The following is a 14,725-nucleotide window of genomic DNA, read 5'->3' as shown; positions in this document are numbered from 1 at the left end:
GGGGTGTTCGACTCACCCGTCGTCCCGAGCGAGCCGGACTATCAGGCCAATGGCGATGTCGCCCTGGCGGCGGCGGAAGCCGGGATCGTGCTCCTGAAGAACGACGGGGTGCTGCCGCTCGGCGGCGGCCTGCGCAGGATCGCGGTGATCGGCGCCCATGCCGATGTGGGCGTCTTGTCCGGCGGCGGCTCCTCCCAGGTGATCCCGGTGGGCGGTCCTGCCCACGAGATTCGGGTCTCGATGGGGCCGTCCTCGGCCTTCTCGGCGGTGACCTATTTCCCGTCCGCGCCCCTGGCGGCGATCCAGGCGCGGGCCTTGAACGCCACGGTGTCCTACGCCTCGGGTGAGGATGTCGCCGCAGCCGCCGAACTGGCGCGTGGCGCCGACCTGGCCATCGTCTTCGCCGACCAGTGGTGCACAGAGGCCGAGGACCTGCCGACGCTGAGCCTGCCACACGACCAGGACGCCCTGATCGCCGCCGTCGCCGCCGCCAATTCCAAGACCGTGGTGGTGCTGGAGACCGGCACGCCGGTGACCATGCCCTGGCTGGACCAGGTCAGCGCGGTGCTGGAGGCCTGGTATCCCGGCACGCGGGGCGGCGAGGCGATCGGCAAGATCCTGTTCGGTGAGGTCGCACCCTCGGGCCGACTGCCGATCAGCTTCCCCAAGTCGATCGACGACCTGGTCCGCCCCCAGATTCCCGGCATGATCTTTGGTCCGCCGGAGGAGGGAAGGACCATCCCGACCTCCTTCGCGAACGTGCAGCAGCACAAGGGCCGCTTCTCGGTGGAGCACCCGGAGGGCGCGGATGTCGGCTATCGCTGGTACGACCGCGCCGGCAAGACCCCGCTGTTCCCCTTCGGCTTCGGCCTGACCTATACCACCTTCGCCTATGCCGGCCTGGAATTGGCCGGCGGCGAGACGGTGACCGCCAGCTTCGAGGTGAAGAACACCGGCCCCGTCGCCGGGATCGAGACCGCCCAGGTCTATGCCCGCGTGGCCGGCGGCCAGCGGCTGATCGGCTGGGCGCGCGTGGCCTTGGCGCCTGGCGAGAGCCGCCGGGTCAGCGTCGCGGCCGATCCGCGGCTGCTGGCCAGCTACGACCCGGCCCTGCCGGGCTGGCGCGTGGCGGCCGGGGCTGTGGAGGTTACGGTTGGGCCGGACGCCGCGACGGTGGCGCTGAAGGGCGAGGCGGTGCTCAGTGAACGGACGATGAAGCCGTAATCATCCCTCTCCCCTTGGGGGAGAAGGATTCAGTGCGAATAGGCCGGCGGCAAGGCCCGGTTCAGGTCCTTGTAGCGGTCGCGCAGTTCCAGCTGGCGTGAGGTCATCGGCTGCTGGACGCCGCGCACGAAGATCGCGCTGGCCTGGCTGAGCGGCTCGAAGGGGTCGCCGGTCCAGATCACCACGTCGGCGTCCTTGCCCGGCTCGATCGAGCCCGTGCGGTCGGCGACGCCGAAAATCTTCGCCGGATTGATGGTCACGGCCGCCAGCGCCGCCGCATAGGCCATGCCGTGCGAGACGGCGTTGCCGGCGTCGTAGCGAGTTTCCCGGGCGCGATGGCCGCCGTCGTCCGACTCGATGGCCACCACCACGCCGGCGGCCGCGAGGCGGCCGGCGTTGTCCAGGGTCGAGCCCAGCTGTTCGAAGCTGACCGAGCGATCGCTGAGCGGATAGACCAGGACCGGAACCCCGGCCTTGGCGATGTCCGCCGCCACCATCCAGCCCTCCTCGGCGCCGTTGAGGATGACCTTGAGGTTCTCGTCCTTGGCCAGCTTCAGCACCGCCAGGATGTCGGCGGCGCGGTGCACCTCGGCGATGATCGGCATGCGGCCCTGGACCACGGGAATCAGCGCCTCGAGGTCGGCCTTGGACAGCGACAGGGCGCGGCTCTCGCCCTTGTCATAACCGGCCTTGTTGCGGGCGTAGTCGCGGACGTCCTGCAGGGCGGCCTTGAAGGCCACGAACTCGGCCCCGCGCGCGCCGCCGGCGATCTTCGCCCCGGCCTGGCCGAAGGGAACCACCATGGCGACCTTGGCCTTGGCCAGGATGTCGGGACCCTGGCCCAGGGTGACCACCGCCGCCTGGCCGGCGAACAGGGCGTGGGACGGATCGGCGTCCGGCACCCCGCCGGAGGTCATCTCGTCGCCCTCGTCGGCCTCGCCGCCGCCGCCGGAGGCGTGGGGCATGACGATGGCGCTGGTCAGGCCGCCCAGCCGGGCGACCGGGATCAGGGTCGAGGCGGGGTTGAGGCCGTATTGCACGTCCATGGCCGCGCCCAGCGCCGGGTTGGAGACGCGCAGGTCGCTGCCCAGCGAGCCGACCTCCTGGGCGCCGAGCACGCTGTCGGTGGCGAAGAAGCCGGGGGTGACCACGCCGCCGGCCGCGTCGATCACCCGGGCGCCGGCCGGAACGGCGACATTGGCGCCTGCCGCGACGATCTTGCCGTCGCGCAGCACCAGGGTTCCCTGGGCGATCTCACCGGCCGGTCCGGCGGTGAGGATGCGGGCGTGGGTGACGGCGACGGTCTCGGCCGTGGCCGGAAGCGCGAAGGCCGCGATGGCGGCGGCGCCCATGAGAGCTTGGCGCAGCATCAGCGGACTCCTTCGCCAGGTTGGCCGAGGTCGAAGTCCGAGCGCGGCTGATAGCGGGTGTCATGGCGGTCATAGGCGATCGCGCCATCCACATAGACCCGCTCGGTGCGGGCGTAGATCGAGAACGGGTCGTGGTCCCAGATCACCACATCGGCCCGCTTGCCGGGCTCCAGGCTGCCGGCCTGGGCGGAGATCCCCAGGGCCTTGGCCGGATTGGCGGTGATCCATTTGATGGCCTGGGCCTCGCTGATCGTCAGGCCGGCGGCGCGGCCGGCGGCCAGCGCCTCGGCGGCTTCCTGGTTCAGGCGTTGGATCAGGTCGGGGTCGTCGGACTTGATGATCGCGCAGCCGCCCTTGGCCGCGTCGACCAGGGCCGCATTGGCCTCGATCCCGTCATACATCTCCATCTTGCCGCCCCACCAATTGGCCCAGGTGGCGACGCAGGTCCCGTTGGCGGCGAGCAGATCGGCGATCTTGTAGGCCTCCACGGCGTGGTGGAAGGCGGTGATGTGGTAGCCGAACTCCTTGGAGATATCGATCATCTGGGCCATCTCGTCGGCCCGGTAGCAGTGGTTCTCGACCAGGATCTCGCCCTTCAGGACGCCGACCAGGGTGTCGAGCGCCAGGTCGCGCTTGGGCGGATCGGCTTTCTCGCCGCGACCGATCTTGGCGCGGTAGTCCTCCCAGCGGCGCTGATAGTCGGCGGCGTTGATCCAGGCGGCGCGATAGCCGGCGACATTGCCCATCCGGGTCGAAGGCGCGCGGCCCTTGGAGCCATAGACCCGCTTGGGGTTCTCGCCGCAGGCCATCTTCAGCACATAGGGCGCGTCGGGGAACTTCATCCCCTGGACGGTGCGCGAGGGCACATTGCGCAGCACGACGCCGCGCCCGCCGATCAGATTGCCGGAGCCGGGCAGCACCAGGATGGTGGTCACCCCGCCGATGCGGGCGGTGTCGAACTGCGGATCCTGCGGCCAGACCGAATGCTCGGCCCAGACCTGGGGGGTGACCGGATCGGTCAGTTCATTGCCATCGGAATTGGCCCAGACCTCGGGGGAGGCATAGACGCCGAGGTGGGAATGGGCGTCGATCAGGCCCGGCGTCACCCACTTGCCGTGGGCGTCGACGGTGACATAGCCGGCCGGGGCGGCGAGGCCCGCGGTCACCTGCTCGACCTTGCCGTCCTTGATCAGGACCGTGGCGTTCTCGACCAGTTCACCCGTGCCGGTGAAGGCGCTGGCCCCGACAATGGCCGTGGGCTGGCTGGGCAGGGGCTTGTAGGTCGAGGGGAAGGGATTGGCGCTGGCCGCCGGGTCGAGCCCCTTGGCCAGCGGCTTGGGCGGGGCGGCCTTGTCCTTGGACGCCTGGGCTGAGGGCGCCGGCTTGGCCGGGCTCCCCGTGGTGGCGCATCCGCCAATCGCCGCGACCGCGAGAATCGCCGCCGCCGTCCGCCAAACCCGCATGGTTCGTCCCCCCTGCACTACAGGGGCGGCATAAGACACGGGGTTTCGATCCAAGCCAAGCACAACGGCGCCGCTTTGGGGCCGCCGCTCGGAGTGGCGGGTGCGGATTGCCCAGCCCGACGGCATGGCCATATGCGAACTCAACCCCGGCCTCCTAGACTGACCCGACTCGCAAGGAGCGACGCATTGACGACCTCGACTGACCAGGGCGCGAATCTTTCCAACTGGCGCACCTCGCCGTTCAACGTCTGGGCCTTCCACCATGTGCGCGAGATCGTGCCGGTGGCGGAGATCGCTGCGGGTCCGGGGCCGGCGCGCGCCTTGCCCGAGGCGCTACGATCCTTCGACGATTTCCGCGTGCAGGGGCTGGGCGGTCAGACCTTCGACTGGCCGGGGTTCCTGGAGGCGACCTCGACCGACGCGGTGGTCATCCTGCTGAACGGCGAGATCGTCAGCGAGACCTATGCCCACGGTAACGCCGCGCGGACCCCGCACATCCTGATGTCGGCCACCAAGTCGGTGACCGGCCTGATCTGCGGCGTCCTCGCCGACCAGGGGCGTATCGACCTGGACGCCCCGGTCTCGGCGCTGCTCCCGGCAGCGGCGGCTTCGGCCTGGGGGGATGCGACCCTGCGCCAGCTGCTGGATATGCGCACCGGGGTGGTGATGAGCCCGGCCGACCTCCAGGCCTATGCCGACGCCACCCAATGGGACCCCGTGGCGGCCGACGCGCCGCTGACCGACCTGCTGCAGTTCTTCGCGACCACCACGACCGGCTTCGGTCCGCATGGCGGCCCCTTCAGCTATGTCTCGGCCAACACCGATCTGCTGGGGTTGATCCTGGCCAGGGTCACGGGCCAATCCTTCGCCACCGTGGTGGAGACCCTGCTCTGGCGGCCCATGGGGGCGGAGACCGACGCCCAGATCACCGTCGACCGGCTAGGCGCGGCGCGCTGCACCGGCGGGCTCTGCGCCACGGCGCGGGACCTGGCGCGGCTTGGCCAGCTGGTGGCGGATGGCGGCGTCCGTGACGGGCGTCGGGTCCTGCCCGCCGCCTGGCTCGACGACCTGTGGGCCGGCGGCGACCGCCAGGCCTGGCGGGACGGCCAGTTCGCCCCGGCCTTCCCCGGCCGCGAGATGAGCTATCGCGGCGGCTGGTACCGCATCCATGGCGATCCTGACTTCCTGTTCGCCATGGGCATCCACGGCCAGAACCTGTTCATCGACCGGACGAGCGGCCTGGTGATCGCCAAGCTGTCCTCGATCGGCAATCCGTTCGACCCGCGCGTGGTCGCCCTGATCCATCGCGGCGCGGACGCCCTGCGCAATTATCTAGTCGCCTGAACCGTTCGCAGCCCCAGCCAGGTCCGCACGCCGGGCGTCCAGCGCAGGACCAACTGCTCGATCAGAGTGACCGCCACCAGCGACACGCCCAGCACCGGCAGGAACACGGCGAAGGCCAGGACCAGCAGGCCGAGCCCCCAGGATAGCCGGCGATCGTCGAGGATCGCCGGCGCGCCCAGCCGCCCCTCCGGCCGCCGCTTCCACCACATGATCAGGCCCGAGACGCTGAGCGTGATCATGCCGAGCGCTGCGGTCAGGCCGAGCAGCTGGTTGGCCCAGCCGAACAGCTGGCCCTCGTGAGCCGCGACGCCCACCGCCACCACCCGGTCGACCAGGGGCTTGTCGGCGAAGGTCTGACGGCTCAGCAACCGGCCCTGGGCGTCGAAGGTGATCTCCTGGCGCAGGGGGCGGTTCTGGGCGTCGGACTTGGCGGTCCAGTTGACCGAGGCCTTGCGCCCCTGCTTTCCGGGCGGCGAGACCAGGGCCGGATAGGCCAGGTTCATGCGCGCGGCCTGAGGCACGATCTGATTCAAGGCCGCATAGTCGCCGCGCATGATGTGGTGGTGACCGCCCATGCCCTTCATCCCCGCCATGCCGCCCATGCCCTGGTGATCGGCGTGAGGATCGTCCGGCGGCGCCGCCCCGGCCGTGGCCCAGTCGGTGGGCGCAGCGCGGGGCGCCGTTGCGGTCCGAAGCGCCTTGAAGCCCTGGCCCCAGACCTGGGTCCAGGGCAGGGCGGTCAACAGCAGGAACAAGGCGAGGCCCGAGATCCAGATTCCGGTCACCGCGTGCAGGTCGCGCCAGAACAGTCGCCCGCCGCCCCAGAGCCTGGGATAGAGCACGCCCGCCAGCCCCTGGGCCTCGCGCGGCCACCAGAGATAGAGGCCGGTCAGCACCATGACCAGGGCCCAGGACCCGGCCAGTTCGACCAGGATCGAGCCATTTTCACCCATCAGCAGCTCGCCATGGAGGTCGTGGTCGATAGCCATGAACCGGGCCTTTTCCGGCACGGACTTCAAGACCTGCAGGGTCTGGGGATTGAGATAGACCCGCATGTCCTGGCCGCCGGCCTTGACGATCACCTGGGTCGCCTGATCGGGAGTCGTCGGCAGCTGATAGGCCTTGAGGCGGCCGCCGGGCAGGGAACCCACGGCGGCCAGCGCCTGGGACTCGGGCGAGGCGGCGGGGCCAGTCAGCTTCAGATGGGCGTAGGGCGCGTCGAGCGCCGCCTCCACCTGGGGCTTGAACAGATAGATCGTCCCGGTGATCGCCAGGATCAGCACGAACGGCACGCAGAACAGGCCGGCATAGAAGTGCCAGCGCCAGATCAACCGGTGCAGGGTGATGCGGCGGGTCGCCGCCGCCAGGGCTTCGGTGCGGTCGGTCATGGCGCTCACATCTTCCACTTCATCTCGGCGACGAAGGTGCGCTGTGGATAGGGGTGGAAGACCCAGGCCTTGTCGTTGTTGAGGTTGTCGACGCCGAAGCTGGCCTGGACCTGGTCGTTGACGTCCCAGGTCAGGCGGGTGTCGATGATGAGGAACTCGGAGGTGTAGCCATAGGTGTCGCCGCGCTGGGTTCCCAGGAGATCGGTGTTGGGCCGCGAGGCGTAACGCGCACCGACCGACAGCTTGAGCGCGTCATTGATCCGATAGCGGATGTCGCTGTTGATCCGCCATTCTGGGATGCGTGGGAACCGCACCCCTTCCGAGGCCGGCAGCGCCCGGTTGCGCACTGTGATCTCGTCGATCCAGGCGACATTGGCGTCGATGTCGAGGCCGGGAACCAGGACATCGCGGGTCTCGGCGATCAGTTCGACACCGTATTGGCGCACCCGGTCGATGTTCTTGAACGAGCTGGTCAGCACCCCGAACTGGTTCAGGCCCTGAAGACTGAAGATGGCGTCGTCCACCGACTGGTAGAACAGGCTGCCGGTCATGCGCACCGGGCCGAAATCGTGACGGACCAGCAGGTTGGCGTCGTTGGATTTCTCGGCCTTGAGGTTGGGGTCGAAGCTGTTGACGTCGAAATTGCCGAGGGCGTCGAGTTTGCCCTGGTAGAGCTCGCCGACCGTCGGGAACCGCGTCGCCTGGGCCAGGCTGAGCTGGGCCTGCCAGCCTGGGGTGAATTCCCACTGCAGGCTGAGCTTGGGGCTCAGCGAATCATCGTCGCGTTCCGCATAGGCCTGGTCCTTGCGGGCGCCGGACGCCAACCGCGCCACCCCACCGTCGAAGGCGCGCCAGCGGTCATAGCGCAGGCCGGCGGTCAGGCTGGCGGTGTCGCTGAGCTCAATCTTGTCCTCGGCGAACACCCCGATCAGTGAGGTCTTGCCATAGGTGGCCGCCGAGAAGGTCCGGCCGCTGGAGGCGCGCCAGTTGAGGACATTGAAGCTGTCCTGGTTGGTCTCGTAGAGATTGGTGTTCAGGCCCACGGCGAGATGATGCGGGCCGACGTCGCGTTCAGCGGTGGCGTCGCCGGTCCACCAGCCTGTGGCCCCCAGCTTCTGGTAGGTCCCCGCGCCGTTGGCGACGCCGGTGGTGCGCGTGGTCGAGCTCCGCGTGGTCTGGTTGTCGATCCAGTAGTGCGACAGGTTCGCAGAGACATCCCAGCCTGCCACGGGACCTTGCAGCTTCAGCCCGCCCAGGATCTCGCGCTTCTCGATGAGGGAGAGGCCCAGGCCTGCGCCGGCGGTGTAGGTCACCCCACCCACCACCACCTTGCCGTCAAAGACCGGATTGCCGGCGGCGTCGCGCAGATAGGTCTGCGGCGCGGTGTCGTCGGAGGCCGTGTTCCAGAGGCTGAGCACGCCCTTGGCCGTCCAGCCGTTCCCGAAGTCGTAGCCGACCGTGCCGCGGACCTGGTCCTGGAACGTATGGTCTGGGGCATAGGCGCCGCCCACCGGGGTGGGGACCGTGGCCGGGGCGGTCGGAATCAGGCCGGGATCGATGACCGCGCCGGTCACCGCCACGCCTGGACCGCTGGAGGCCACCAGCTGGCTGAACTGCATGTTGTGGCCGACATTGTCGAGGCGGCGATAGGTCAGGCGGCCGGTGAAGCCGTTGTCGGCCTTCAGGCCCACCCCGCCCTCGAAGCTGTAGCCGTTATAGGTCTGGTCGGTGCCGTACTGCTTGTAGGGATGGCTGAAGGCCTGGACCGTGGCGAAGGCCTCGGTCTTCTCCGGCTCGCGGGTGGTGATCGAGACGACGCCTCCCATGGAATTGCCGGTATAGCGCGCCGAATAGGGGCCATAGACGATGTCGAACTGCCGGACCTCGCCGGGGCCGACCATGTTCCATTTGGGCGCGTTGGCGTGGCCGCTGGACAGGAAATTGGAGACCACGAAGCCGTCCAGCAGCACCAGGGTGCGGGCCGACTGGGCGGTGTGGGTGCCCCGGAACCCGGGCGTGCCATTGGCGTCGCCGACATAGCGCTTCCGGACATAGAAGTTCGGCGCGTACTTCATCAGGTCTTCGGTGTTGATGGCGTTGATCGCCTCGAACTCGGTCTTGCCCAGGCTGACAGACAGGCCGCGGGGCTGGACGGTGATCGGCTTGTCGCCCTGGCCGACCACCAGCACCTCGCTGACATCTGAGGCGCTGGCGGAGTCGGCGGCGTGGGCGGTAAGCGGCAGGGCGAAGAGGGCCGCGACGGCGGCGGAGCGCATCAGGCGCTGTTGAGTCATGAGAATGTTCCAGAATCCAAACGGAGGTCGCCGGCCGCGCGAAGGCGGGCCGGGGCGAGATCGGCGTTCAGATCTGGGCGGGCGGACCGGTGGTCGGCGGCGGGGGCGCGGCCAGGCCAAGGCCCGGACGCTGGGTGGTGAGCAGGGGCGCGGCTGTGACCTGGGCCAGCTGCTGTGGGATCAGGACCGCGATGAGGAGCGGCGCGACCGCCGAGACGGTGGCGGCGGCGAAGGTGCAGGGGTGGCTGGTCTTGCCGTCCGACCCGTGGTGGTCGCCGCCTTGGCCGGCCTCGACCTTGTGGCCCTGGGCGTCGAGGGTGACGGTCATCGCCCCCTGGCCGGTGCAGATGACGATGGTCGGAAGGGCCGTCCGGTCCGGCGACAGCATGAAGCCGGAGGGGAACAGCAGGCGCACGAACAGGGCCAGCGTCGCGAGCATCAGCCCCGCCGCATGCCGTCGATCCCTGATCTGGCCCCCGAACATGGAGGACGCCTTAGACCTGGCGGGGTGGCCCTGTCCAGGGGCGTCAGGCGAGCAAAGGCTTGCCATTTTCGGGGCGTCCGTTCATCAGCATGCCGCCATGTCCGACGATCTGACCGATGTCCAAAGCGCCGTCGTCCCCGACGGCTATGTGATCAATCTCTGGCAGCGCGGCTTCGGCCGCACGGTCGGGCCGTTCTATTCCAAACGCGATCCGGTCACCCAGGCTGAGGTCATGGCCTTCCGGGTCGAGGAACACCACGCCAACGGCATGAACAACTGCCATGGCGGCATGCTGATGAGCTTCGCCGACATGGCCTGGGGCCGGGTGATCTCCAATACGCGAGAGATCGGCTGGGTGACGGTCAGGCTGACCACAGACTTCATGTCCGGCGCCCATATGGGCGACTGGGTTGAGGGCGAAAGCGATATCGTCGCCGAACAGGACGACATCTTCACCGTCCGGGGCCGGATCTGGTGCGCGGACCGCACCCTGATCACCGGGACCGGGGTCTATAAGGGTATCCGTTCGATCTCGCGAAAGCCGGGCGAACGGGAAGCACGGGGGTAGGTCATGGCTTTGGATCCGGCGATCAAGGAAGGCGCGCCCGTCGGCTACGACGACCATCCGATCCACTCCGAGCCCGGCGCCCTGCCGCCCGAGGTCCAGGCTCCGCTGGCGCCGTTCCAGGGCCGGGAGCCTGACGCGCCCAAGTGGTTCACCGACGCCATCGCCAAGGCCCCTGAGCGCAGCTTCGTCACCTCGCTGGGCACCAAGCTCGAGGTGCTGACCTGGGGCGAGGTCGGCAAGCCGGGCCTGTTGCTGGCCCACGGCAATTCCGCCCACGCCGACTGGTGGAGCTTCATCGCCCCCTTCCTGGCCGAGGACTATCGGGTCGCCTCCATGTCGCTGGCCGGCATGGGCGCCTCGGACTGGCGCGACAGCTACGCCTTCCAGGATTTCGCCGAGGACGCGGAGGCCGTGGCCCAGGCGACCGGCCTCTATGAAGGCGGGCGCAAGCCGATCTATATCGGCCACTCCTTCGGCGGCTCCCAGGTGTTCTTCGCCGCCGCCCTGCATCCCGAGCGGATGCATGCGGCCATCCTGGTCGACACCGGCTTTGGCGGCCCGCCGCCCGGCTCGGAAGAGGCCAAGCGCTTCGAAGCCCGCAACATCCCGACCATCGACCGGGCCAACAAGGTCTATCCGGACGTGAAGTCGGCCCTGGCCCGCTTCCGCTTCATGCCGCCCCAGGCGGCCGGCAACCTGTTCGTGGCCGACTTCATCGCCCGGCGCTCCCTGAAGAGCGCGCCCCTGCCGGACGGTGGCGAGGGTTTCACCTGGCGCTTCGATCCCGGCATGTGGAACAAGCTCGACCGCTCGGTGATGATGGGCATGACCGCCGATGGCCCGCCCAAGGTCACCCTGCCGCTGGCCCATATCTATGGCGATCGCTCGGTGGTGATGTCGCGGCGCAAGGGCGGCCAGCCCTCGCCTTTGCCGGAGAACATCCTGGAAATCGCCATCCCTGATTCGGCCCACCACATCATGGTCGACCAACCCCTCGCCCTGATCGCCGCCCTGCGCGCCCTGCTCAGTGTCTGGCCATCCTGACGCTTAGACCAAGGTGCGGCCACGCGGCCGCTTGAGCCAGAGCCCCGGCCCGTGTATCCGGGCCTCCTTCCGTTTTCTGACCAGACAGAGAGACGCCACAGACATGGCTTCCGAATATCACCGCGGCGAGATGGACATCTCCGAACAGGTCGCCACCTTCAGCCTGTTCAACGGCATGACCAAGTGGGGCTCACTCGCCATCGCCGCGCTGCTGGCCATGCTGGTCCTGTGGTTCTGCACCCCGGCCGGCTTCCTGGCCGGCTTCATCACCGCCGCCGTGATGGTGGTGATCGGCGTTGTCGCCCTGCGCGAAAAGCCGGAAGCGGCGCACTAGTCGAGCGGCGGGCGGCCTTCCCTGACGCAGGGGAAGGCGCCGCAGAAAATCTGTCAAACGGTCGTTTGAATCTCACGACCTGTTCGCTGGACAGCGTTCGCGGGCCTAACTAAGGTCCCCCGGCTTTCGCCTAAGGGGGGACCGGACGCATGGCCTTGATCGCCGTCACCAAGGAGAGCCGCGCCGGGGAGACCCGTGTGGCCGCCACGCCGGAGACGGTGAAGAAGCTGATCGCGGCGGGCTTCGCCGTGACGGTGGAAGCCGGCGCCGGTCTGGCCGCCTCCTATCAGGACGCCGACTATGAGGCGGCTGGCGCCAGCCTCGCCAAGACCGCCAAGGCGGCGGTCGAAAAGGCCGACATCCTCTTTAAGGTGCGCGCCCCGGCCGACGCCGAGATCGCGGCCCTGAAGTCCGGCGCGATCGTCGTCGCCATGCTCAATCCCTATCAGGAGAAAGCCGCGCTTGAGGCCCTGGCCGCCAAGGGCGCCTCGGCCTTCGCCATGGAATTCGTGCCCCGCATCACCCGGGCCCAGGTGATGGACGTCTTGTCCTCCCAGGCCAATCTCGCCGGCTATCGCGCGGTGATCGAGGCGGCCGAGGCCTTCGGCAAGGCCATGCCGATGATGATGACCGCCGCCGGCACCGTCGCGGCGGCCAAGGTGTTCATCATGGGGGTCGGCGTCGCCGGCCTGCAGGCCATCGCCACGGCCCGACGGCTGGGCGCGGTGGTCACCGCCACCGACGTGCGGCCGGCCACCAAGGAACAGGTCGAGAGCCTGGGCGCCAAATTCCTCGCCGTCGAGGACGAGGAGTTCAAGAACGCCCAGACCGCCGGCGGCTACGCCAAGGAGATGAGCGCGGAATACCAGGCCAAGCAAGCGGCCCTGGTCTCCAGCCACATCGCCAAGCAGGATATCGTCATCACCACCGCCCTGATCCCGGGCCGCCCGGCGCCCAAGCTGGTCAGCGCCGAGCAGGTGGCCTCCATGCGCCCCGGCTCGATCCTGGTCGACCTGGCCATCGAGCAGGGCGGCAATGTGGTCGGCGCCAAGCTGGGCGAGGTGGTCGTCACCGCCAATGGCGCCAAGATCCTCGGCGTGCCCAATCTGCCCGGCCGCATCGCGGTCGACGCCTCGGCCCTCTACGCCCGCAACCTGTTCGCCTTCGCCGGCCTGTTCCTGAACAAGGAGGGCGCCTTCGCCCCCGACTTCGAGGACGAGATCCTGAAGGCGGCCCTGGTCACCCAGGGCGGCGCGATCGTCCACCCGTCGCTCAAAGCCTGATTTCGGAGGTCCCTATGGAAGCCGTAGATCCCACAGTCTTCCGCCTGGCCATCTTCGTGCTGGCGATCTTCGTCGGCTATTACGTGGTCTGGAGCGTGACGCCCGCCCTGCACACCCCGTTGATGGCCGTGACCAACGCCATCTCGTCGGTGATCATCGTCGGCGCGCTTCTGGCGGCTTCCGCCCAGAGCGTCGGCGGCGGGGCCCTGACCGGCAGCGTGCTGATCTCCAAGGGGGCCGGCGCTGTCGCCGCCGCCTTCGCCGCCGTGAACATCTTCGGCGGCTTCCTGGTCACCCAGCGCATGCTGGCCATGTACAAGAAGAAGGACAAGGCCAAGTGAGCGCGAACCTCGCAGCTATCGCCTATCTGATCTCGGGCGTTCTCTTCATCCTGGCCCTGCGCGGCCTGTCCTCGCCGACCACCAGCCAGGCCGGCAACCGCAACGGCATGATCGGCATGGCCATCGCCGTGGGCGTGACCCTGCTGACCCTGTTCAGCCAGGGCAAGCTGGACGCCATCACGCTGGGCCTGATCGTCGGCGGCGTCGCCGTCGGCGGGACCGTGGGCGCGGTGATCGCGCGCCGCGTCGCCATGACCTCGATGCCGCAGCTGGTCGCCACCTTCCACAGCCTGGTGGGCGCGGCGGCCTGTCTGGTGGCGGTCGCCGCCATCTACACCCCCGCCGCCTATGGCATATTGGGCGCCAATGGCCAGATCCACCTGAACTCCCTGGTCGAGCTGTCGCTCGGCCTGGCGATCGGGGCGGTGACCCTGACCGGCTCGATCATTGCGGCGCTCAAGCTCAACGGCAACATGTCGGGCGCGCCGATCCTGCTGCCGGCCCGCCACCTGCTGAACATCGTCATCGCCGCGGCCATCGTCACCCTGGTGGTGGTGCTGGTGATGAGCGGCGGCCAGGCGATCTGGGCCTTCTGGGCCATAGCCGCGCTCAGCCTCTTGATCGGCGTCACCCTGATCATCCCGATCGGCGGCGCCGACATGCCGGTCGTGGTCTCCATGCTGAACAGCTATTCCGGCTGGGCGGCGGCGGCGCTGGGCTTCACGCTCGAGAACATCACCCTGATCATCACCGGCGCCCTGGTGGGCTCGTCCGGCGCGATCCTCAGCTACATCATGTGCAAGGCGATGAACCGCAGCTTCATCTCCGTGATCCTCGGCGGCTTCGGCGCCGACGACACGGCGGCGGCGGCGGGCGGCAAGGTCGAGACTCGGCCGGTCAAGCAGGGCTCCGCCGAGGACGCCGCCTTCATCATGAAGAATGCGTCGAAGGTGATCATCGTCCCCGGCTACGGCATGGCCGTCAGCCAGGCCCAGCATGCGCTCCGCGAAATGGGCGACAAGCTGAAGGAAGAGGGCGTGGAGGTGAAGTACGCCATCCACCCCGTCGCCGGCCGAATGCCCGGGCACATGAACGTGCTGCTGGCCGAGGCCAATGTGCCTTACGACGAGGTCTTCGAGCTTGAGGACATCAACGCCGAGTTCCCGACCGCCGACGTGGCCTTCGTGATCGGCGCCAATGACGTCACCAATCCGGCCGCCAAGACCGACCCGACCAGCGCCATCTACGGCATGCCGATCCTCGACGTGGAAAAGGCTCGCACCGTGCTGTTCGTGAAGCGCGGCATGAGCTCGGGCTATGCCGGTGTGGAGAACGAGCTGTTCTTCCGCGACAACACCATGATGCTGTTCGGAGACGCCAAGAAGATGGTCGAAGGCATTCTGAAGGGGCTGTAGGGCCGGCCCCGCGACCCGCTGCGCGGCTTTGTCGCCGCCCGCTTAACGATTTGTCCGCCCTATCTTGGCAAGGATGAGCCTCATCCAAGCCGGACCCTGCCCCCTCACGACGGGGGTGGGGGGCCGGCTTGATCGTTTCGCGCCGCCTGTCGCGGCCGGACATTGAGGACGTG

Annotated in this window: 13 protein-coding genes; 8 read left to right on the top strand and 5 right to left on the bottom strand. The window is 68.7% G+C overall.

Annotated features, from left to right (window positions below; genetic code table 11):
- On the top strand, window positions 1-1,224 hold a 1,224-nt coding region (locus Q7P21_RS07050; protein WP_304176393.1), incomplete at its 5' end, for a glycoside hydrolase family 3 C-terminal domain-containing protein.
- A 29-nt stretch (window positions 1,225-1,253) separates the two neighbouring features.
- On the opposite strand, the gene Q7P21_RS07045 is transcribed toward Q7P21_RS07050, so the two are convergent.
- Both Q7P21_RS07045 and Q7P21_RS07040 read right to left on the bottom strand, forming a co-directional pair.
- The gene (locus tag Q7P21_RS07045; protein ID WP_304176391.1) at window positions 1,254-2,594 is read right to left on the bottom strand and encodes an amidohydrolase family protein; all 1,341 of its coding nucleotides are present in this window, start codon (window positions 2,592-2,594) and stop codon (window positions 1,254-1,256) included.
- Complete coding sequence (locus tag Q7P21_RS07040; protein WP_304176389.1) at window positions 2,594-4,057, bottom strand: amidohydrolase; 1,464 nt, start codon at window positions 4,055-4,057, stop codon at window positions 2,594-2,596. Before Q7P21_RS07040 ends, Q7P21_RS07045 begins: the two co-directional genes overlap by 1 nt.
- A gap of 186 nt (window positions 4,058-4,243) precedes the next feature.
- Here Q7P21_RS07040 and Q7P21_RS07035 point away from each other — a divergent pair, with 186 nt between their 5' ends.
- The gene (locus tag Q7P21_RS07035) at window positions 4,244-5,401 is read left to right on the top strand and encodes a serine hydrolase (RefSeq protein WP_304176387.1); all 1,158 of its coding nucleotides are present in this window, start codon (window positions 4,244-4,246) and stop codon (window positions 5,399-5,401) included.
- Here Q7P21_RS07035 and Q7P21_RS07030 read toward each other — a convergent pair.
- The 3 genes from Q7P21_RS07030 to Q7P21_RS07020 form a co-directional block, all read right to left on the bottom strand.
- The gene (locus tag Q7P21_RS07030) at window positions 5,386-6,789 is read right to left on the bottom strand and encodes a PepSY domain-containing protein (protein WP_304176385.1); all 1,404 of its coding nucleotides are present in this window, start codon (window positions 6,787-6,789) and stop codon (window positions 5,386-5,388) included. The genes Q7P21_RS07035 and Q7P21_RS07030 overlap by 16 nt on opposite strands.
- 5 nt (window positions 6,790-6,794) lie before the next feature.
- Window positions 6,795-9,083 carry a TonB-dependent receptor gene (locus Q7P21_RS07025; protein WP_304176383.1) on the bottom strand — a complete coding sequence of 763 codons (2,289 nt, stop codon included), beginning with the start codon at window positions 9,081-9,083 and terminating at the stop codon, window positions 6,795-6,797.
- A gap of 67 nt (window positions 9,084-9,150) precedes the next feature.
- The gene (locus Q7P21_RS07020) at window positions 9,151-9,522 is read right to left on the bottom strand and encodes a DUF2946 family protein (protein ID WP_304172369.1); all 372 of its coding nucleotides are present in this window, start codon (window positions 9,520-9,522) and stop codon (window positions 9,151-9,153) included.
- A 142-nt stretch (window positions 9,523-9,664) separates the two neighbouring features.
- Between Q7P21_RS07020 and Q7P21_RS07015 the strand changes: the two genes are divergently transcribed.
- The 6 genes from Q7P21_RS07015 to Q7P21_RS06990 all read left to right on the top strand — a co-directional run bounded on the left by Q7P21_RS07015 (window position 9,665) and on the right by Q7P21_RS06990 (window position 14,552).
- On the top strand, window positions 9,665-10,135 hold the full coding sequence (locus Q7P21_RS07015) for a PaaI family thioesterase (RefSeq protein ID WP_304172368.1): 471 nt from the start codon (window positions 9,665-9,667) through the stop codon (window positions 10,133-10,135).
- Between the two features lie 3 nt (window positions 10,136-10,138).
- A complete protein-coding gene (locus Q7P21_RS07010) occupies window positions 10,139-11,179 on the top strand; it encodes an alpha/beta fold hydrolase (RefSeq protein ID WP_304172366.1) in 1,041 nt (346 codons plus the stop codon).
- 103 nt (window positions 11,180-11,282) lie between these two features.
- A complete protein-coding gene (locus Q7P21_RS07005) occupies window positions 11,283-11,513 on the top strand; it encodes an aa3-type cytochrome c oxidase subunit IV (protein WP_304172364.1) in 231 nt (76 codons plus the stop codon).
- 149 nt (window positions 11,514-11,662) lie between these two features.
- A complete protein-coding gene (locus tag Q7P21_RS07000; protein WP_304176381.1) occupies window positions 11,663-12,796 on the top strand; it encodes a Re/Si-specific NAD(P)(+) transhydrogenase subunit alpha in 1,134 nt (377 codons plus the stop codon).
- 14 nt (window positions 12,797-12,810) lie between these two features.
- Entirely contained in the window at window positions 12,811-13,137 is a 327-nt protein-coding gene (locus Q7P21_RS06995; protein ID WP_304176379.1) for a proton-translocating transhydrogenase family protein, read from the top strand.
- Window positions 13,134-14,552: an NAD(P)(+) transhydrogenase (Re/Si-specific) subunit beta gene (locus Q7P21_RS06990; protein WP_304176377.1), complete on the top strand. Its 1,419-nt coding sequence runs from the start codon at window positions 13,134-13,136 to the stop codon at window positions 14,550-14,552. Before Q7P21_RS06995 ends, Q7P21_RS06990 begins: the two co-directional genes overlap by 4 nt.
- The last annotated feature ends 173 nt before the right edge of the window (window positions 14,553-14,725 follow it).

Source organism: Phenylobacterium aquaticum, from assembly GCF_947378715.1.
GTDB lineage: Bacteria > Pseudomonadota > Alphaproteobacteria > Caulobacterales > Caulobacteraceae > Phenylobacterium > Phenylobacterium aquaticum_A.
Note: the sequence above shows the minus strand (reverse complement) of the source record. Positions and strands in the feature narration are given on the sequence as shown.